Below are 19,346 nucleotides of genomic sequence, written 5' to 3'. Positions count from 1 at the left end.
CCTCGGGGCGCAGCCGGGCTGAGACGATGAGCCGATGACCGAAGTGCAGACCACCCATACCGCTGATCTGGACGCCGCGACGCGGACGGCGGCTCGCAGACTGCTGGACGAGGCGTTCGGGCCGACCATGACCGACGACGACTGGGAGCACTCCCTCGGCGGTCTGCACGCCCTGGTGTGGGAGGGTGCCGAGCTGGTCGGCCACGCGGCCGTGGTGCAGCGCCGGCTGCTGTACCACGGGCGGGCGCTGCGGGCCGGGTACCTCGAAGGGGTCGGCGTCCGTCCGGACCGGCAGGGCCGTGGGTACGCGGCAGCCATGATGAGCACGCTCGAGCGGATCCTCCGGGGCGCCTACGACCTGGGCGCGCTGGGGGCCACCGAGGAGGCGACCGGCTTCTACGCGGCACGCGGGTGGCAGCGGTGGGAGGGGCCGACCTCGGCGCTCACCCCCGCGGGTATCGCCCGCACCGAGGAGGACGACGGCGCCGTCTTCGTGTTCGTGCTGGACGTCCCCCTCGACGTGACCGAGGAACTGACCTGCGACTGGCGGGACGGCGACGTCTGGTGACCGCGGCCCGCCGGGAGTTGACTCCCGGCCGGGTGCTGCCGCGTCGTCCGGCTGCGGCGCAGGGCGCTGGCCCGGCCCCGTCGCCCGGGGACAGCTCGCGCACCGCGTTGACGAAGGCTCGTCAGCGGCCTTCCCCGGTGGCCCGGCCGGCGCCCGGCTCAGCCGAGCAGGCCCACGGCCGACAGCACCAGTCCCGCGGCAGCCGCCACGACCGCACCCGCACCGAAGCCGCGCAGCTTGCGGTTCTCGGACCGCACCAACTCCTCCTGACTGCGGGTGGAGATGAGGAAGACGCCGCCTTCGGCCGGGGCGCCGATGCGCAGCGAACCGCCGGCGTCCGTGGCTTCACCGTGCACGTAGAGGCGGCGGCCCTCGGCCAGGGCCCACTCCTCGTGCTGGTAGCCGATCGAGCCGCTGTTCGACGGGAGGCTGAGTGAGAGGGAGCCGATGCGCAGTTCGCCGGTGGAGGCGCCGGTGTCCCGCTCGAACCGGTCCAGTATCTTCTCGGCACCGTCCACCTCGCGCTTTCCGGGCTCGATCACGATCGCCCCCGTCGCGTCCTCCACCCGGAACGGCTGGGCGCTCGCGTGCTGGGAGACCACCCGGGTGCTCTCCTGGCGCCGCCGGTTACCCTCGTTGTCGGTGCGGATCTCCCAGTACTTGTGGGTGACCCGGTGCCGGTGCCAGACGCAGTCCACCTCCTTGAGCTGCGAGGTCAGCGGCCCGTCCGCGTGCGGCCGGGCGACGCCGACCACCTCGCACCGGTAGCGGAAGTGCCCCTCCCCCGCTGCCTCCACCGCTGCTTGACGGAGTTGCTCCAGCTCCGCGACCGGCAGCGTCTCGGTACCGACCATGGCCCGGATGTGTGTACGTGCCCGGTGCGCGAACCAGGCGCACACCAGCGCCGCCACCAGAGCGATGAGACCGGCCCAGACCATGATTCCCCCAGTTGCTGCCTCGACAGTGGCTGGAATCTACGCCATGCGCGGCCCTCCCGGTTCGCCGGTTCGCGGAACGGGGCACTTGTCCGGGTGCCGATCGGGGCGCATGCCCGCCTGAGCTCTGCCTTAACGGGGGCTTAACCCTGCGAAAGACCCGTCGCACCCCCTTGCCCAATTGGTCCAGACCTATCTAGTGTCCCATTCCACTGTCGAGGGACCGGAGTTCGCGGTCCCCTGCCGGACGGGCACAGTGTTCACCCCCCACGACTCCGGCCGTCGCCGGATCGAGTCCGAGGAGCACCGTTGAGCAAAGGCACCCGAGTCAGAAGCCGGACGAAGCGCCGGGTGATCGCCATCACCGCTGCGATAACGCTGCCGCTGGGCGGGCTGGTCGCGCTGGCCAGTACCGCGCAGGCGGCCGGCGACGTGTCAGCGACGTTCAGCAAGACCTCCGAGTGGGACAGCGGCTTCGGCGGTCAGTGGTCGATCGAGAACGGCGGCAGCGAGAGCGTCGACGGCTGGACCCTGGAGTGGGAGTTCCCCGCCGGTACGGAGGTGACCTCGCTGTGGAACGGCAAGCTCACCCGGGACGGCAACCAGTACACCGTCACCAACGAGGACTGGAACGGCACCCTGGCCGCGGGCGCGAGCCTGGCCGTCGGCTTCTCCGGCACCGGCACCGGAGAACCCCTCAACTGCACCATCAACGGGGACCCGTGCGCCGCCACCGGCGACCCCGGCCCCGGGCCGGACCCGGACCCGGACCCGGACCCCGACCCCGACCCGACTCCTGACCCCGATCCCGGCGGGCCGGGGGACCACGTGAACCTCGGGTACTTCACCGAGTGGGGCATCTACGACCGCGGCTACCACGTGAAGAACATCGTGGACTCCGGCTCGGCCGAGAAGCTCACGCACATCAACTACGCCTTCGGCAACGTCGAGGACGGCGAGTGCACCATCGGCGACTCCTACGCCGCGTACGACAGGGCTTACAGCGCCTCGGAGAGCGTCAGCGGCGAGGCCGACACCTGGGACGACGGGGCACTGCGCGGCAACTTCAACCAGCTGCGCCAGCTCAAGGAGGCCTACCCGCACATCCAGGTGCTGTGGTCCTTCGGCGGCTGGACCTGGTCCGACGGCTTCGGTGAGGCCATGCAGAACCCCGAGCGGTTCGCGCAGTCCTGCTACGACCTGGTGAACGACTCGCGCTGGGCGGATGTCTTCGACGGCATAGACCTGGACTGGGAGTACCCCAACGCCTGCGGTGACACCTGCGATACCAGCGGCCCCCGCGCCTTCGGGGACATGATGAAGGCCTTCCGCGGAGCCTTCGGTGACCAGCTGGTCACCGCCGCCATCACGGCCGACGCCTCGGACGGCGGGAAGATCGACGCCTCCGATTACGGCTACGGTGCCGAGCACGCTGACTACATCGCGGTCATGACCTACGACTTCTTCGGCGCCTTCAACGCGGCCGGCCCGACGGCTCCGCACTCGGCCCTGACTCCGTACGACGGCATCCCGCAGGAGGGCTTCACCAGCGACGAGGCCATCCAGAAGCTGAAGGCGCAGGGCGTGCCCTCGGACAAGCTGCTGCTGGGCATCGGCTTCTACGGCCGCGGCTGGAGCGGTGTGTCGCAGAGCGAGCCGGGAGGCAGCGCCTCCGGCGCCGCGAAGGGCACCTACGAGGCCGGCATCGAGGACTACAAGGTCCTCAAGGACAGCTGCCCGGTCACCGGAACTCTCGCCGGCACCGCGTACGCGCACTGCGGTGACGAGTGGTGGAGCTACGACACCCCGCAGACCATCGCGGGGAAGATGGAGTACGCCAAGGCCCAGGGCCTGGGCGGGGCCTTCTTCTGGGAGCTGCACGGCGACACCGCCGACGGTGAGCTGATCACCGCCATGCACAACGGCCTGCGGTAACAGCCGGGTGTGGGGGAGGCTGCCGGTCCGGCCGCCTCCCCCACACCCCCGAAGTGCACTTTGGTACAGACCTCTTGACCTATGGTCCAGACCATTCTACGCTCTCGCTACTGCGGTGAGCGCGCCATGACAAAGCGCTCGCGGGCGGCGCAGGTTCCACCGGTTCTGTCCCACCGATCCACCGGGAGTTCCCTTGCGCATCAGGACCACGGCCCGACCCGGCCTCCTCAGACGCAGAGTCATCGCACTTCTCGCCGCCCTCGCCCTGCCCTTCACCGCCATGGTGGCGCTCGCGAGCCCCGCCCAGGCCGCCTCGGCCACCGCGGCCTTCACCAAGGTCTCCGACTGGGGCACCGGCTTCACCGGGGAATGGAAGATCACCAACTCCGGCAGCTCCCCGCTCACCGGCTGGACCGTGCGGTGGGACTTCCCCTCCGGCACCACCGCCACGTCCGCCTGGAACGGCAGACTGACCCGGAGCGGCAACCAGTACACCGTCACCAACGAGAGCTGGAACGGGAGCCTCTCCCCCGGCCAGAGCGTCACCTTCGGCTTCAACGGCACCGGCACCGGCAGCCCTTCCGGCTGCCTGGTCAACGGTGAGTCCTGCGGCGGGAACGGCGGCGAACCCGAAGGGCCCGGCGCCCCCGGCACCCCGCGGGCCGGCTCGGTGACGGACACCTCGGTGGCGCTGACCTGGTCCCCGGCGACCGGCAGCATCGCGAGCTACGACGTGCTGCGGGACGGCCGGACCGTGGGCACCACCGTCTCCCCCTCCTACGCCGACACCGGCCTGACCGCGGGAACCTCCTACACCTACACCGTGCGCGCCAAGGACACCGCGGGACGGACCGGACCGCAGAGCGACCCGCTCACCGTCCGGACCACCGGCGGCGGGACCCCGCCGCCCCCGGGCAAGGTGAACACCGGCTACTTCACCGAGTGGGGCGTCTACGACCGGAACTACCACATCAAGAACATCGTGGACTCCGGCTCCGCCGAGAAGCTCACCCACATCAACTACGCCTTCGGCAACGTGCAGAACGGCCGCTGCACCATCGGCGACGCCTTCGCCGCGCACGAGAAGTCCTACACCGCGGCGGAGAGCGTGGACGGCAAGGCCGACACCTGGGACCAGCCGCTGCGCGGCAACTTCAACCAGCTCAAGAAGCTGAAGGAGATGCACCCGCACATCAAGGTCGTCTGGTCCTTCGGCGGCTGGACCTGGTCCGGCGGCTTCCCCGACGCCATGAAGAACCCGCAGGCCTTCGCCAAGTCCTGCTACGACCTGGTCAACGACCCCCGCTGGGAGGGGCTCTTCGACGGCATCGACCTGGACTGGGAGTACCCCAACGCCTGCGGCCTGACCTGTGACACCAGCGGCCGGATGATCTTCCGGGACATGATGCGGGCGTTCCGCGGTGCCTTCGGCGACCAGCTGGTCACCGCCGCCATCACCGCGGACGCCTCGGACAGCGGCAAGATCGACGCGGTCGACTACGCCGCCGCCGCCCCGTACAGCGACCTCATCCACGTCATGACCTACGACTTCTTCGGCGCCTGGGCAGCCCAGGGGCCGACCGCCCCGCACTCCCCGCTGACCGCCTACCAGGGCATCCCGCAGCAGGGCTTCCACTCCGACGCCGCCATCCAGAAGCTGAAGGCCCAGGGTGTGCCGGCGGACAAGATGACCCTCGGCATCGGCTTCTACGGCCGCGGCTGGACCGGGGTCACCCAGTCCGCCCCGGGCGGCAGCGCGACCGGCCCGGCACCGGGCACGTACGAGCAGGGCATCGAGGACTACAAGCTCCTGAAGACCCGCTGCCCGGCCACCGGAACCATCGCGGGCACCGCGTACGCGCACTGCGGCAACCAGTGGTGGAGCTACGACACCCCGCAGACGGTCACCGGCAAGATGGCCTACGCCAAGGACCAAGGGCTGGCCGGGGCGATGTTCTGGGAGCTGAGCGGCGACACTTCCACCGGCGAGCTGATCAGCGCCATCCACCACGGCCTGCGATGACGTCCCTCCGCGGAGCCCCCTGAACGCGGCCGGGGAGAGGGTCCGCCCGCCCTCTCCCCGGCCGCCCCACACCTCGTCCCCCCACGGCGCCCCCACGCGCACCATCGCCCCCACTCAGCCCGGCTGTTCCCCTCCGGGCCCCTGAACGCGGCCGGGGAGAGGGTCCGCCCGCCCTCTCCCCGGTCGCCCCACACAACCCCGGACGACGTGCCGGCCCCGACCTGCTCGACACTGGACGCATGACACACCGGAGCGATCACGCCACTCTCCACGCCTGGAGCGCTCTCGGCGGCCCGGAGCCACTGGCCGAGGGGGTGTCCTACGAAGGCGCGCACGGTGTACTGCCGGCCCGGCTGCCGGTGCGGGAGCTGGCCCGGGCTTCCGTGGGCGTCTGCTCACTGGCCGCCGCCGAGCTGCTCGCGCGCCGCAACCGGGTGACGGTCCCGGCCGTGCGGGTACGGGAGAGTGCGGTGGCGACGGCCTTCGTCAGCGAGCGGCACCTGCGGATCGACGGCCGTACCCCGACGTCCTTCGCCCCCCTGTCCGGGTTCTGGCCGGCGGCGGACGGCTGGGTGCGCACCCACGCCAACTACCCCCACCACCGGGCCCGCCTGCTCCGTGCCCTGGACCTTCCCTCCACCGGCGACGACCGGGCACAGGCCGAACGGCTGTCGGCCGCCCTGGCCACCCGCCCCGCCCACTGGATCCAGGAGACCGTGCACGCCGCCGGGGGCCTCGCCGTCGCCGTGGCCCCGGCACCGGAGCAGACCCCGGAGCAGGACGGCAACAGCCACCCGCTCGTCGACCGCCTGTCCGTGCAGGAGCACAGCGCACGGACGCTGCCGGCACACGAGCTGCCGGCCGGCGGCGTACGGGTACTGGACCTCACCAGGGTCATCGCCGGCCCCGTCGCCACCCGCACCCTCGCCCTCCTGGGCGCCGACGTGCTGCGCGTGGACTCCCCCGCCCTGCCCGAGGCCGCCGACGCCCACGCCGACACCGGCATGGGCAAGCGCTCCGCCCTGCTGGACCTGTCCTCCCCGGGCGACCGGCAGGTCTTCGAAGGGCTCCTGGCCTCGGCGGACGTCGTGATCACCGGCTACCGGCCCGGCGCCCTCGACCGGCACGGGCTGGACCCCGGCACCCTGTCTGCGCGGTACCCCGGACTGATCGTCGCCCAGCTGTGCGCCTGGGGCTGGTCGGGGCCGTGGGCCGGCCGGCGCGGCTTCGACAGCCTCGTCCAGGCCGCGAGCGGCATCGCCATGACCGAGGCCGGGGACGACGGACGGCCGGGCGTGCTCCCCGCCCAGGCGCTGGACCACGCCACCGGGTATCTGCTCGCGGCCGCCGTACTGCGGGCACTGAGCGACCGTGTGGCGGACGGCAGAGGACAGCGGCTGCGGCTCTCCCTGGCGGGCACCGCCTCCTGGCTGATGCACGGCATCAGCCCCGCGCCGCTGGACGGCGCCCCCCACGACCCGCGGCCCTGGCTCGCCGAGACACCCTCACCGTGCGGGACGCTCCGCCACGCGCTGCCCCCGGTGCACTGGGCGGGCGCTCCGCGGAACTGGGCCCGGCCCTCCACCCGGTGGGGCTCCGACCTCCCCCGCTGGACCTGAGCGCAGCAACGGGGAACCAGGCGCGGGCGTCTCCATGGCGGGAGAGCTTCCCCGTGGGGAAACGTGCCTCACGGGAGACAAGCAGGAGTCAGGCGACGTTCACGCGCTGGCCGGGAGGAGCAGCCTCCAGCCAGGCCAGGAAGCCGGTGAGCGCGTCCTCGCTCATGGCCAGCTCGAGGTCCTGGCCGCCGTGCCGGCAGGTGAGAATGAACGCCCCCGACAGCAGGGCAAGTTCCTCGTCGCCGTTCGGCTGCCGACGGTCCCGGACCTCGATCCCGTCGCGCTGCAGCGTCTGCCGCGGGCGAATCGAATAGGAGAAGACCCGGAACCACTCGACGTGGTCCCCGCTGTACCGCGCGACACCGTAGACCCAGCCCTTGCCGGGCGACTGACCGGGGGCCGGGGGGACCCAGCGCGCGCTGCAGTCGAAGGTGCCACCGAAGCGCTGGATCAGTCGTCGCCGCACGCCGAAGGCGAGCAGCCCCAGCAGCACCAGCGCGATCAGCGCGCCGATCCCGACCAGAGCGAGGACCATACCGACCGACCTCCTCGCCTCAGTGGATCTCTTCAGTTCGCCCGGGTACCCGCGTCAGCGGTGCTTTCTCGTGGCGGCCGCGAGCCGGATCTCCGCACGCCGCTCGGCGGCGGCGTCCACCGCGGCCTTCGCCTGGTCGAGCGCCCGCTCGGCCCGCGCGACGTCGATCTCGTCGGCCAGCTCGGCGACCTCGGCCAGCAGCGACAGCTTACCTTCCGTGTACGAGATGAAGCCGCCGTGCACCGCGGCGACCACCGTGCCTTCCCCGCTCTCCCCCGTCGTGCGGATCGTCACCGGACCCGTCTCCAGCACGCCCATCAGCGGCTGGTGGTTGGGCATGATGCCGATGTCGCCCGACGTGGTGCGCGCGACGACCAGGCCGGCCTTGCCCGACCAGACCTTGCGGTCGGCGGCGACCAACTCGACGTGCAGCTCAGCCACGATGGCTCCTCATCACTGGGATGTCCTGAAGTGTTCAGAAGTATGGGGTGCGGGCGGGGGACGGGACGGTGTGCCCCGCCCCCCGCCCACGGGCGTGGATCAGGAGACGCCCAGCTCCTTGGCCTTGGCCTGGAGGTCGTCCAGGCCACCGCACATGAAGAACGCCTGCTCCGGGAAGTGGTCGTACTCACCGTCGGCGATCGAGTTGAACGCCGCAATCGACTCGTCCAGGGAGACGTCCGATCCGTCCAGACCGGTGAACTGCTTCGCCGCGTGGGTGTTCTGCGACAGGAAGCGCTCGATGCGCCGGGCGCGGTGGACGGTGAGCTTGTCCTCCTCGCCGAGCTCGTCGATACCGAGAATGGCGATGATGTCCTGGAGGTCCTTGTACTTCTGCAGGATCCCCTTGACGCGCGAGGCGCAGTCGTAGTGCTCCTGGGAGATGAAGCGCGGGTCCAGAATCCGGGACGTCGAGTCCAGCGGGTCGACCGCCGGGTAGATGCCCTTCTCGGAGATCGGCCGGGACAGCACCGTGGTGGCGTCCAGGTGAGCGAACGTGGTCGCCGGCGCCGGGTCGGTGAGGTCGTCCGCGGGCACGTAGATCGCCTGCATCGAGGTGATGGAGTGACCGCGGGTGGAGGTGATGCGCTCCTGGAGCACACCCATCTCGTCCGCCAGGTTCGGCTGGTAACCCACCGCGGAGGGCATCCGGCCGAGCAGGGTGGAGACCTCGGAACCGGCCTGGGTGAAGCGGAAGATGTTGTCAATGAAGAACAGCACGTCCTGCTTCTGCACATCGCGGAAGTACTCCGCCATGGTCAGACCGGCCAGAGCGACGCGCAGACGGGTGCCCGGGGGCTCGTCCATCTGCCCGAAGACCAGCGCGGTCTGCGGGAGCACGCCGGACTCGGCCATCTCCGCGATCAGGTCGTTACCCTCACGGGTGCGCTCACCGACGCCGGCGAACACGGAAACGCCCTCGTGCAGCTTGGCCACACGCATGATCATTTCCTGGATGAGGACCGTCTTGCCGACGCCCGCACCACCGAACAAACCGATCTTGCCGCCCTTGACGTACGGGGTCAGCAGGTCGACGACCTTCAGGCCGGTCTCGAACATCTCGGTCTTGGACTCGAGCTGGTCGAAGGCCGGGGCCTTGCGGTGGATCGGCCACCGCTCGGTGACCTCCGCCTCGGCCTCCGGCTCGTTCAGGATCTTCCCCAGGGTGTTGAACACCCGGCCCTTGGTGACGTCGCCGACGGGCACCGTGATGCCGTTGCCGGTGTTGGTCACCGGGGCCTGGCGGACCAGGCCGTCGGTGGGCTCCATGGAGATGGCGCGCACCAGGCCTTCACCCAGGTGCTGCGCGACCTCCATGGTCAGCGTCTTGGTGACGCCCTGGAGGGCGGGGTCCGCGACCTCGACGGTCAGCGCGTTGTAGATCTCCGGCATCGCGTCGACGGGGAACTCCACGTCGACGACCGGGCCGATGACCCGCGCAACGCGACCCGTCGAGGTGCCTGCCTCAGGCTTCTCAACAGCAGTGCTCATTGTTATCGGTCACTCCCCGCGGTCGCGTCGGCGAGGGCGCTCGCGCCACCGACGATCTCGCTGATTTCCTGGGTGATGTCGGCCTGGCGGGCCGCGTTGGCAAGCCGCGTCAGCGACTTGATGAGGTCTTCGGCGTTGTCGGTGGCCGACTTCATCGCCCGGCGGCGGGCGGCGTGCTCGGAAGCAGCCGACTGCAGCATGGCGTTGTAGATCCGGCTCTCCACATAGCGTGGCAGCAACGCGTCGAGAACGTGCTCCGGCGACGGCTCGAAGTCGTAGAGCGCGCGGGCCTCCGCGGTCTTCTCGAAGACCGCGGCGGACTCCTCCGCCGTGCTGGCGAAGGTCAGCGGCAGCATCTTCCGGCCCACCGGCACCTGCGTCATCATCGACAGGAACTCGGTGAACACGATGTGCAGCTCATCCACGCCGCCCTCGTCGGACGTCTCGCGCTCCATGGCCGCGATCAGCGGAGCAGCCACCGCCTTGGCGTCGGCGTAGCTCGGGCTGTCGGAGAACCCGGTCCAGGATTCCTTGACCGGACGCTCCCGGAACCCGTAGTACGCCATGCCCTTGCGGCCCACGATGTACGTGTCCACCTGCTTGCCCTGGGCCACCAGCTTCGCCGTCAGGGTTTCCGCCGCCTTGATGGCATTGCTGGAGTAGCCGCCGGCCAGACCGCGGTCACTGGTGATGAGCAGCACCGCCGCACGCCACGGACGGTCCGCCTCGGTCGTCAGCGGGTGCTTGACGTCCGAGCTGTAGGCGACCGCGGTCACCGCCTTGGTGAGCTCCTCGGAGTACGGCGCGGAAGCCGACACCTGGCGCTGCGCCTTGACGATGCGCGAGGCGGCGATCATCTCCATCGCCTTGGTGATCTTCTTGGTCGCAGTGACGGACTTGATCCGCCGCTTGTAGACCCTGAGCTGGGAACCCATGCTCAGCCCTCGCCCAGCAGCTTGCCGTCCGCCGTCTCGAACTGCTGCTTGAACTTGTTGACCGCACCGCCGACGGCCTGCAGGGTGTCCTTGGACATCTTGCCGCCCTCGCGGATCCCGGTCATCAGGTCCTTGTGCTCGCGGCCGAGGTAGTCGAGCAGCTCCTGCTCGAAGCGACGGATGTCGCTGACCGGGATGTCGTCCATGAGCCCGTTGGTGCCGGCCCAGATGGAGACGACCTGGTTCTCCGTGGCGTACGGGGCGTACTGCTCCTGCTTGAGCAGCTCCACCATGCGCTTACCACGCTCCAGGGCGGCCTTGGATGCCGCGTCCAGGTCGGAGCCGAAAGCGGAGAACGCCTCCAGCTCACGGAACTGGGCGAGGTCCACCCGCAGCGAACCGGTGACCTGCTTGACCGCCGGGTGCTGCGCCGAGCCGCCGACCCGGGAGACCGAGATGCCGACGTTCAGGGCGGGGCGGACCCCGGCGTTGAACAGGTCGGACTCCAGGAAGCACTGGCCGTCGGTGATGGAGATGACGTTGGTCGGGATGAACGCCGAGACGTCGTTCGCCTTGGTCTCGACGATCGGCAGACCGGTCATCGAGCCGGCACCCAGCTCGTCGGAGAGCTTGGCGCAGCGCTCGAGCAGGCGGGAGTGCAGGTAGAAGACGTCACCCGGGTAGGCCTCGCGGCCCGGCGGGCGGCGCAGCAGCAGGGAGACGGCGCGGTAGGCGTCGGCCTGCTTCGACAGGTCGTCGAAGATGATCAGGACGTGCTTGCCGTCGTACATCCAGTGCTGGCCGATGGCCGAGCCGGTGTACGGGGCGATGTACTTGAAGCCGGCCGGGTCGGACGCCGGAGCCGCGACGATGGTCGTGTACTCCAGGGCGCCGGCCTCCTCCAGGGCACCCCGCACGGAGGCGATGGTGGATCCCTTCTGGCCGATCGCGACGTAGATGCAGCGGACCTGCTTCTCCGGGTCACCGGAGCGCCAGTTGTCGCGCTGGTTGATGATGGTGTCGACCGCGAGGGCGGTCTTGCCGGTCTGCCGGTCACCGATGATCAGCTGACGCTGGCCGCGGCCGACCGGGGTCATGGTGTCCACGGCCTTGTAGCCGGTCTCCATCGGCTGGTGGACCGACTTGCGGTCCATCACCGTGGGGGCCTGCAGCTCCAGCGCGCGGCGGCCGGTGGTCTCGATCTCGCCGAGGCCGTCGATCGCGTTGCCCAGCGGGTCGACGACCCGGCCGAGGTAGCCGTCGCCGACGCCGACGGAGAGCACCTCACCGGTGCGCTGCACCGGCTGGCCCTCCTCGATGCCGCTGAACTCGCCGAGGACGACCGCGCCGATCTCGCGCTCCTCCAGGTTGAGAGCGAGACCGAGGGTCCCGTCCTCGAACTTCAGCAGTTCGTTCGCCATGGCCGAGGGGAGCCCCTCGACCTTCGCGATGCCGTCACCGGCAGCGCTGACCGTCCCGACCTCTTCCCGCGAGGCCGCGTCCGGCTTGTACGACTGGACGAAATTCTCCAGCGCATCCCGGATCTCATCCGGCCGGATCGTGAGCTCCGCCATCTGGGTTCCCTGCTCTCCTTGTTGGGACCGTAAGTTCTTCGTACGGCCCAACTCGGGCCGCTGAATATGCTTCTTGAGTTGGTTGTGCGGCTGGTGTCGCTGCGCCCGCCGTCAGCCCGACATCCGCCGGGACACCTCGTCGAGGCGGTCCGCGATGGTGCCGTTGATCAGCTCGTCGCCGATCCGGACCGAGATCCCGCCGAGGACCCCGGGGTCCACGTCGAGGTTCAGCTGGATCTGCCGGCCGTACAGCTTTCCGAGCGCCTCGCCCAGCCGCTCCCGCTGCCGGTCGCTGAGCGGCACCGCGGAGGTGACGACGGCGACGGAGCGGTTGCGCCGGTCCGCGGCGAGCACGGACAGGGCGGTGAGGCCCGCTTCCAGGCTACGGCCCCGCGGACGCTCCACGAGCCGGACCACCAGACGCTGGGTGACGTCCTGGGCCTGGCGGTGCAGAAGCTCACTGACCAGCCGGCCCTTCGCCTCCCGCGCCGTGTTGCCCTGCTCCTTGGAGCCGAGCACGGAACGCAGCTCGACCGAGGTGGCGACGATCCGGCTGAACCGGAACAGCTCGTCCTCCACCGCGTCCAGGGTGCCGGCCCGCTCCGCGGCGGTCAGGTCGGCGATGTCCGCCAGCCGTTCCACCGCGTCCACCAGGTCGCGGGGGGCGGACCAGCGGGACCGCACCATGCCGGAGACCAGATCGACGGTTGCCCCGCCCACCTGGCTGCCGAGCAGCCGTCCCGTCAGCTCGGCCTTGGCCTCGCCGGGCTGCGACGGGTCGGTGAGCACCCGGCGCAGCGCGACCTCGCGGTCGAGCAGTGCGGTGACGGATGCCAGCTCGTCGGCGAGCACCGCCGGGTCGGCACCCGTGCTGTCGGTCAGCGCGTCCAGGCGGTCGCACGCGGCGGCCATGGCCTGTCGGCTTGCTCCGTTCATCGTCACCGCGCGGCCTCGGCCTTCTCCTCGAGGTCATCGAGGAAACGGTCGATGGTGCGGCTCTGCCGGGCGTGGTCCTCCAGGGACTCCCCGACGAGCCGGCCGGCCAGGTCGGTGGCGAGCTTGCCGACGTCCTGGCGCAGCGCCTCGGCGGCCTGCTTGCGGTCAGCGGTGATCTGGGCGTGGCCGGCGGCGATGATCTCCTCGCGCTGCCGCTGCCCTTCCAGGCGCATCTCCGCGATGAGGGTGGCGCCCTGCTCCTGCGCGTCCTGACGGAGACGCGCGGCCTCGTGACGGGCGTCCGCCAGCTGCGCGCGGTACTCCTCGAGGGTCTGCCGAGCTTCTGCCTGGGCAGCCTCGGCCTTCTCCATCCCGCCTTCGATGGCCTCCCGCCGCTCGTCCAGCGCCTTGTTGATGCTGGGGAGCAGCTTCTTGTAGAAGATCAGGAAGATGATGCCGAGACAGATCAAGCCGATGACGACCTCGGGCAGCACCGGCAGCAGAGGACTCTGCGGCTCGTCGGCGGCCAGGTGAATCATCATGGTGGACCTTTCGTCGATTCCGGCTTCGGGTGGTCCGTCAGTAGATGAACGGAACGACGAAACCGATCAGGGCGAGGGCCTCGACCAGCGCGAAGCCCAGCAGCATGTTCTGCCGGATGAGACCAGCGGCCTCGGGCTGGCGGGCGATGGCCTGCACGCCGTTACCGAAGATGTAGCCGATACCGATACCGGCACCGATGGCAGCCAGGCCGTAGCCGACGGTGCCGATGTTTCCTTCAATGGCGGCGAGGGTCTCGAAAGCAGCGGACATGTCCGTGGTTCCTTATCTGGGTTGGCCGGCGGGTGTGTCCGCCGGACTTCTTGCGGGTCGGGGGTGGTCTGCGTCTCTCAGTGGGCTTCTTCGAGCGCACCGGAGATGTAGGTCGCGGTCAGCACGGTGAACACGTACGCCTGCAGGGCCTGAATGAAGATCTCGAAGGCGGTGATCAGCAGGGTCATGAACAGCGAGGTCACGGCGTAGAACGTGCCGATGACGGTGCCGAGGGTGTACCAGGTGCCGATCAGGAAGACCAGGATCAGGACATGCCCGGCGAACATGTTGGCGAAGAGTCGCACCGCCAGCGTGAACGGCCGGACGAAGACGTTCGACAGCAGCTCCAGCGGCGTGAGGAGAATGTAGATCCCCTTGGGGAGCCCTCCGGGCACGCACAGGTTGCGGATACCGCCGACGAACCCGTTCGACTGGAAGGTCACCGTCATGTAGGTGACCCAGACCACCAGGGCGAGCGCCACCGGGTACGAGATGATCGACGTGGCCGGCAGCTGTGCCAGCGGGACGACCGCCCAGAGGTTCATCATCCAGACGAAGAAGAACAGCGAGACGAGAAGGGGTACGAACCTCTCCCCCTTCTTGCCGATCACCTCGCGGGCGATGCCCTTGCGGACGAAGTCGTAGAGGATCTCGGCCACCATCTGGAACTTGCCCGGCACCACCTTCGGACGGGCGAACGCCTTCCAGAAGAACCCGATCACGACCACGGTGCTGATAATCGCCAGCAGCATGGGCTTGTCGAAATCCACCGGCCCGATGCTGAACATCGGCTCGAAGATGAACGACCAGACCGAGGGCGCGGGGTAGCCGCAGTCCTGGAACAGATGGCAGTCGGTCTCGAAGGCGAGCATCTGGTCGCTAATCACCGTGAGCTCCTTCGGCGTGACGCATGGATACGGCAACCTCGATGTGTCGGCGTGGCGGCACGCCACGGGACGGCACTGGACTGAATGTGACGGGAGAGGGAGCCGGTCGGCACCGGCCGGGCGGCCCGGTCGGAGCCGGGGCAGTGACGCGGCTGTCCCGCACAGCGCGCGTTCCGATGTATCAGCCGAGCTCTCGGCGACGGACGATAGCAGCCCGCGGAGGGCGGGTTTATGCCGCCCCTGCGCTCCGAGTGCTCCCCGCCGTGCGTCACGCCCGGCCCTCCGGACCGGAGGACGCCCCGGAGGCCGCCTCCGGATCGACGTAGAGGGTCTTGACCTTCAGGTTCGACCAGATCTGCCCGGCCAGCCAGGCGACCATGCCCGTCATCACGCCGGTGGCGAAAGCCCGGCCGTGCAGGAAGGAGGCGTCGCGGAGCACGAGCATGAGAACGACCAGCACCACGACCTGGGTGGTGTAGATCAGGAAGGCAGCCCCGAAGAGCAGCTCCGGCCAGCGGTGAGCCACCCGGCTCAGCACGTACAGGCCGGGGCCGAAGAATCCGGCGGCCACGAGAACTCCGAGGCCTGCGCCGGCCGCACCGCTCCAGCCCGCCACCAGACCACTGGCCACCACGGCGATGAGGCCGGCGACGGCAGTGAAGATCGCGGCGCCTCGGAGGATCCGGGCGTCGTTGGGCTTCATGGGAAGGGAATCTCCGGCGGCTTCGGGAACACTGTCGTCATTGACGAGCTCGCCCCGGCGGCAGCACCTGCCCTGCCGAGACTCGTGAACGCTATCACAAACTATTTGATGAGGTCTTTACCCAGTTCGTGTGCAGGAACTCACACCAACGGGGTAACCGCGTTGCCGCAGATGGCCCTTCAGCTGCGGCCGGCGGGCTTCCGGCCACGTTCGATCCGGCGGCGCTCCGCGAAGCGCTGCCGCTCCCCCACTGCCGTGGCGCCGTTCAGCCCGCTCCGCGCGCTCCGTGCGCCCGCGTGTGCGCTGTCCGCCTCCTGCGCCTTCTCGACCTCCGTACCCGGCCGCTCCGGCCCCGCGGCGTCCTGCTCGGGCAGGCGGTAGCGCGGCGGCACCAGCCGCTGAGCCCAGCGCGGCACCCGCGGGGTGAAGCGCGGCAGGAGCAGCAGCACCAGCCCCAGCGCGCTCAGCACCATGATGCTCGGCACCACGATGAGGCTGTCGGAGCGCACCGAGTATCCGATGGCGCCGAAGGCGATCAGCGCGGACCAGAAGTACATGATCAGGACCGCACGGCTGTGCGAGTGGCCGATCTCCAGCAGCCGGTGGTGCAGGTGGCCGCGGTCGGCGGCGAACGGTGAATGGCCGTTCCAGGTGCGCCGGATGATCGCCATCAGCAGGTCGGCGACCGGCACCGCGATGATCGTCAGCGGCAGCAGCAGCGGGATGTAGACCGGCACCATCTCGTGCACGGTGGCCCGCACCGAACCGGTGAACAGGCCGATGGCATCCGGGTCGACCTGACCGGTGATGGACACCGCGCCCGCGGCCAGCACCAAGCCCAGCAGCATGGACCCCGAATCTCCCATGAAGATCCGCGCCGGATGCATGTTGTGCGGCAGGAAGCCCAGACACATGCCCATCAGCACCGCCGCGAACAGCGTCGCCGGGGCCGCGGCCTCGATGCCGTAGCCGTACCAGAGCCGGTAGGCGTAGAGGAAGAACGCGCAGGCCGCGATGCACACCATGCCGGCGGCAAGCCCGTCCAGGCCGTCCACGAAGTTCACCGCGTTGATGGTGACGACGACCAGGGCGACGGTCAGCAGCGTGCCCTGCGGAGGCGTCAGGGCGACCACGCCGACGCCCGGGACCGGGAGCCACAGGATGGTCAGCCCCTGGAGCACCATGACTCCGGCGGCGATCATCTGGCAGCCCAGCTTCACCAGCGCGTCGATGCCCCACTTGTCGTCCAGGACGCCGAGCAACCAGATGAGCCCGGCCCCGGACAGCAGTGCCCGCGGTTCGTCCGACATCTGGAAGACCGTGCCGACGTTCGTCAGTTGCGAGGCCACGAACAGCCCGGCGCACAGACCGCCGAACATCGCGATACCGCCGAGCCGGGGGGTCGGCTCACGGTGCACGTCGCGCGCACGGATCTGCGGCATCGCTCCGGCGGCGATCGCGAACTTCCGCACCGGGCCCGTCAGCAGATAGGTGACGGCCGCCGCCACACAGAGCGTCAGCAGGTATTCGCGCACGGGCTCCCCAGCGTGGTCTCGGCTTAGGCCCCACACCCTAGTCTGCTGGAAGAGCCGGTCCGTATGACCGTCGGCCGGATCAGCCCGCCCTCCCGCACCTGGTCAACGCCGGGTGACCGGGGTTCTACCCGGCGTCAGCGCACGCGCCGCCCGGCCACCCCGGTCAGCGCGGTGACCACCGGGTCGAGCGCGGCGTGGATCTCCGTCCGGATGCTGCGGAAGTACGGGATAGGCGCCCCGTAGGGGTCCTGCACCTCGTCCGCCTCGGCGCTGGGCGCCAGCAGCCAGCCGCGCAGCGCCGCCGCCGCCCTCGCCAGCGCCCGGGCCCGCACCACCAGGGCGTCCGGGGAGTCCGGAGCCGGCAGGGTGGTCATGTCGATGGCGCGCACCAGGCGGGTGAACTCCTTCAGGGTGAAGGTGCGCAACCCGGCCGAGTGCCCCATCGAAATCACCTGCGCCCGGTGATCGCGGGTGGCGGTGAGCACCAGGTCGGCGTGGATGACGTGTTCGTCGAGCAGTTCACGGCCGAGAAATCCGCCGGGGTCGGCACCGAACTCGGTGAGCACCTGAGCGGCGTGCTCCTCCATCGGGGCACCCTCGTGCCCCCAGGTGCCGGCGCTCTCCACGACCAGTCCCCCGGTGCCCCCGAGCCGGTCCGCGACAGCCTGGCGGGTCAGCCGTTCGGTGATGGGCGACCGGCAGACGTTACCGGTGCTGACGTGGAGTATCCGGAAGATCTGCGGGGCTCCTCCGGAATCGGGCCGCGTTATGCCGCTCTCCGCGGGCGCGGTCAATGGGAGGTCTCCAGGTCGGGTACGACCTTGCGCAGCTCCTCCTCGCTCACGGCTCCCGCGCGCAGCAGCACGGGAACCCGGCCGGTGAGGTCGACGATCGAGGACGGCACGGTGTCCGGGGTCGGACCGCCGTCGAGAAGGACGGCGACGCTGTCGCCGAGCATGCCGGAGGCCTCGTCGCAGGTCTGCGGCGCCGGGTGGCCGGTGAGGTTGGCACTGGAGACGGCCATCGGGCCGACCTCCTTGAGCAGCTCCAGGGCAACCGGGTGCAGCGGCATCCGCACCGCGACCGTGCCGCGGGTCTCTCCCAGGTCCCAGGCCAGGGACGGCTGATGCCGGGCGACCAGGGTCAGCGCCCCGGGCCAGAACGCGTCGACCAGCTCCCACGCCTGCTCGGACATGTCGGTGACCAGCCCGTGCAGCGTGTTCGGGGAGCCCACCAGCACCGGGGAGGGCATGCCGCGGCCCCTTCCCTTCGCCTCCAGCAGGTTGTTCACGGCCTTGTTGTTGAAGGCGTCCGCACCGACCCCGTAGACGGTGTCGGTGGGCAGTACGACCAGGTCACCACGGCGCACCGCGGAGGCCGCCTCGCGCAGCCCGTGCTTGCGGTCGACGACGTCGGTGCAGTCGTAGCGCCGTGCCATCACTCATGCTCCTCTTCGTCCTGCGACAACTGTTGCTCCGGTGGCCGTCCCGGTCAGGGGGCGACACGCCGGGCGGTGGTGAACCGTGGCCGGTTGTTGAGGTCCGGACGGTCGGCCGCGTCCGCCCACCCCTGATCCTCGGGGAAGAGCCAGGGCACCTGCCCGCCCTGGGTGTCGGCGTGTTCCACGACGATGACACCGCCCGGGCGCAGCAGCCGGTGGGCGGTGCGCTCCAGGCCGCGGATGGTGTCCAGGCCGTCCTCGCCGGAGAACAGGGACAGCTCCGGGTCGTGGTCCCGGGCCTCCGGGGCGACCCGCTCCCATTCGGTGAGCGGGATGTAGGGCGGGTTGGAGATGACGAGGTCCACCTGGCCGTCCAGCTCGGGGAGCGCGGAGAGGGCGTCGCCGTGGTGCAGGACGACGCGTGAGCCCTCCACGTTGCGGCGGGCCCACGCCAGCGCTCCCTCGTCCAGCTCGACCGCGTGCACCCGGGACCGCGGCACCTCCTGGGCGAGGGCGAGCGCGATGGCACCGGAGCCGGTGCACAGGTCGACGACGACCGGCTCGGCCACGTCCATCGCCCGCACGGCCTCTATCGCCCAGCCCACCACGGACTCGGTCTCCGGACGGGGCACGAACACCCCAGGGCCGACCCGCAGCTCCAGGTAGCGGAAGAAGGCGCGCCCGGTGATGTGCTGGAGCGGCTCTCGGGCCTCGCGGCGGGCGATGGTCTCCCAGTAGCGGGCGTCGAAGTCCGCGTCGGGCACGAGCTGCAGCTTCGTGCGGTCGGTGCCGTGCACGTAAGCCGCCAGCTCCTCGGCGTCGAAGCGCGGCGAGGGCACGCCGGCGTCGGCCAGCCGCAGGGTCGCCTGCGCCACCTCGGCGAGCAGCAGGGAGCGGGAAGACGGGGTCACGGGG

General features: G+C 70.2%; 19 protein-coding genes. 4 read left to right on the top strand and 15 right to left on the bottom strand.

All coding sequences use genetic code 11. The annotated features are described in order from the left end of the window. Positions 1-34: 34 nt before the first annotated feature. Positions 35-568, top strand: a complete 534-nt coding sequence (locus PJ985_RS08675; RefSeq protein ID WP_271683015.1) for a GNAT family N-acetyltransferase — start codon at positions 35-37, stop codon at positions 566-568. A 158-nt stretch (positions 569-726) separates the two neighbouring features. Here the strand turns inward: PJ985_RS08675 and PJ985_RS08670 are convergent, their stop codons facing one another. Beyond that, the gene (locus PJ985_RS08670; protein ID WP_271683014.1) at positions 727-1,506 is read right to left on the bottom strand and encodes a GIDE domain-containing protein; all 780 of its coding nucleotides are present in this window, start codon (positions 1,504-1,506) and stop codon (positions 727-729) included. A 306-nt stretch (positions 1,507-1,812) separates the two neighbouring features. Here PJ985_RS08670 and PJ985_RS08665 point away from each other — a divergent pair, with 306 nt between their 5' ends. The 3 genes from PJ985_RS08665 to PJ985_RS08655 all read left to right on the top strand — a co-directional run bounded on the left by PJ985_RS08665 (position 1,813) and on the right by PJ985_RS08655 (position 7,080). Then, the gene (locus PJ985_RS08665) at positions 1,813-3,438 is read left to right on the top strand and encodes a glycosyl hydrolase family 18 protein (protein ID WP_271683013.1); all 1,626 of its coding nucleotides are present in this window, start codon (positions 1,813-1,815) and stop codon (positions 3,436-3,438) included. Positions 3,439-3,718: 280 nt separating this feature from the next. After that, complete coding sequence (locus PJ985_RS08660) at positions 3,719-5,461, top strand: glycoside hydrolase family 18 chitinase (protein WP_271683247.1); 1,743 nt, start codon at positions 3,719-3,721, stop codon at positions 5,459-5,461. A gap of 239 nt (positions 5,462-5,700) precedes the next feature. Then, complete coding sequence (locus tag PJ985_RS08655) at positions 5,701-7,080, top strand: CoA transferase (protein ID WP_271683012.1); 1,380 nt, start codon at positions 5,701-5,703, stop codon at positions 7,078-7,080. 88 nt (positions 7,081-7,168) lie between these two features. Here the strand turns inward: PJ985_RS08655 and PJ985_RS08650 are convergent, their stop codons facing one another. The 14 genes from PJ985_RS08650 to prmC all read right to left on the bottom strand — a co-directional run bounded on the left by PJ985_RS08650 (position 7,169) and on the right by prmC (position 19,342). Next, complete coding sequence (locus tag PJ985_RS08650) at positions 7,169-7,615, bottom strand: DUF2550 domain-containing protein (protein ID WP_271683011.1); 447 nt, start codon at positions 7,613-7,615, stop codon at positions 7,169-7,171. A 54-nt stretch (positions 7,616-7,669) separates the two neighbouring features. After that, complete coding sequence (locus PJ985_RS08645; RefSeq protein WP_271683010.1) at positions 7,670-8,056, bottom strand: F0F1 ATP synthase subunit epsilon; 387 nt, start codon at positions 8,054-8,056, stop codon at positions 7,670-7,672. A gap of 99 nt (positions 8,057-8,155) precedes the next feature. Beyond that, a complete protein-coding gene (gene atpD / locus PJ985_RS08640) occupies positions 8,156-9,607 on the bottom strand; it encodes a F0F1 ATP synthase subunit beta (protein WP_271683009.1) in 1,452 nt (483 codons plus the stop codon). Positions 9,608-9,609: 2 nt separating this feature from the next. Beyond that, positions 9,610-10,542 (bottom strand): F0F1 ATP synthase subunit gamma, encoded by a 933-nt coding sequence (locus PJ985_RS08635; protein WP_271683008.1) that lies wholly within the window; start codon positions 10,540-10,542, stop codon positions 9,610-9,612. 2 nt (positions 10,543-10,544) lie between these two features. After that, positions 10,545-12,116, bottom strand: coding sequence for a F0F1 ATP synthase subunit alpha (atpA, locus tag PJ985_RS08630; protein WP_271683007.1), 1,572 nt, complete (start codon positions 12,114-12,116; stop codon positions 10,545-10,547). A gap of 111 nt (positions 12,117-12,227) precedes the next feature. Beyond that, a complete protein-coding gene (locus PJ985_RS08625) occupies positions 12,228-13,052 on the bottom strand; it encodes a F0F1 ATP synthase subunit delta (protein WP_271683246.1) in 825 nt (274 codons plus the stop codon). A 2-nt stretch (positions 13,053-13,054) separates the two neighbouring features. Then, a complete protein-coding gene (locus tag PJ985_RS08620; protein ID WP_271683245.1) occupies positions 13,055-13,591 on the bottom strand; it encodes a F0F1 ATP synthase subunit B in 537 nt (178 codons plus the stop codon). A gap of 40 nt (positions 13,592-13,631) precedes the next feature. After that, complete coding sequence (gene atpE, locus PJ985_RS08615) at positions 13,632-13,865, bottom strand: ATP synthase F0 subunit C (RefSeq protein WP_271683006.1); 234 nt, start codon at positions 13,863-13,865, stop codon at positions 13,632-13,634. Between the two features lie 77 nt (positions 13,866-13,942). Beyond that, positions 13,943-14,737, bottom strand: coding sequence for a F0F1 ATP synthase subunit A (gene atpB, locus PJ985_RS08610; RefSeq protein ID WP_271683244.1), 795 nt, complete (start codon positions 14,735-14,737; stop codon positions 13,943-13,945). 283 nt (positions 14,738-15,020) lie between these two features. Next, a complete protein-coding gene (locus PJ985_RS08605) occupies positions 15,021-15,455 on the bottom strand; it encodes a hypothetical protein (RefSeq protein ID WP_271683005.1) in 435 nt (144 codons plus the stop codon). 179 nt (positions 15,456-15,634) lie between these two features. Next, the gene (locus PJ985_RS08600; RefSeq protein ID WP_271683004.1) at positions 15,635-16,990 is read right to left on the bottom strand and encodes an MraY family glycosyltransferase; all 1,356 of its coding nucleotides are present in this window, start codon (positions 16,988-16,990) and stop codon (positions 15,635-15,637) included. Positions 16,991-17,124: 134 nt separating this feature from the next. Continuing rightward, on the bottom strand, positions 17,125-17,784 hold the full coding sequence (locus PJ985_RS08595) for an arsenate reductase/protein-tyrosine-phosphatase family protein (RefSeq protein WP_271683003.1): 660 nt from the start codon (positions 17,782-17,784) through the stop codon (positions 17,125-17,127). Further along, positions 17,781-18,428, bottom strand: coding sequence for an L-threonylcarbamoyladenylate synthase (locus tag PJ985_RS08590; RefSeq protein WP_271683002.1), 648 nt, complete (start codon positions 18,426-18,428; stop codon positions 17,781-17,783). Before PJ985_RS08590 ends, PJ985_RS08595 begins: the two co-directional genes overlap by 4 nt. A gap of 53 nt (positions 18,429-18,481) precedes the next feature. Then, positions 18,482-19,342: a peptide chain release factor N(5)-glutamine methyltransferase gene (prmC, locus tag PJ985_RS08585; RefSeq protein ID WP_271683001.1), complete on the bottom strand. Its 861-nt coding sequence runs from the start codon at positions 19,340-19,342 to the stop codon at positions 18,482-18,484. Positions 19,343-19,346: the final 4 nt, after the last annotated feature.

It is taken from the genome of Streptomyces sp. ACA25 (assembly GCF_028200735.1).
Taxonomy (GTDB): domain Bacteria; phylum Actinomycetota; class Actinomycetes; order Streptomycetales; family Streptomycetaceae; genus Streptomyces.
This window is presented reverse-complemented; position numbering and strand designations above follow the sequence as displayed.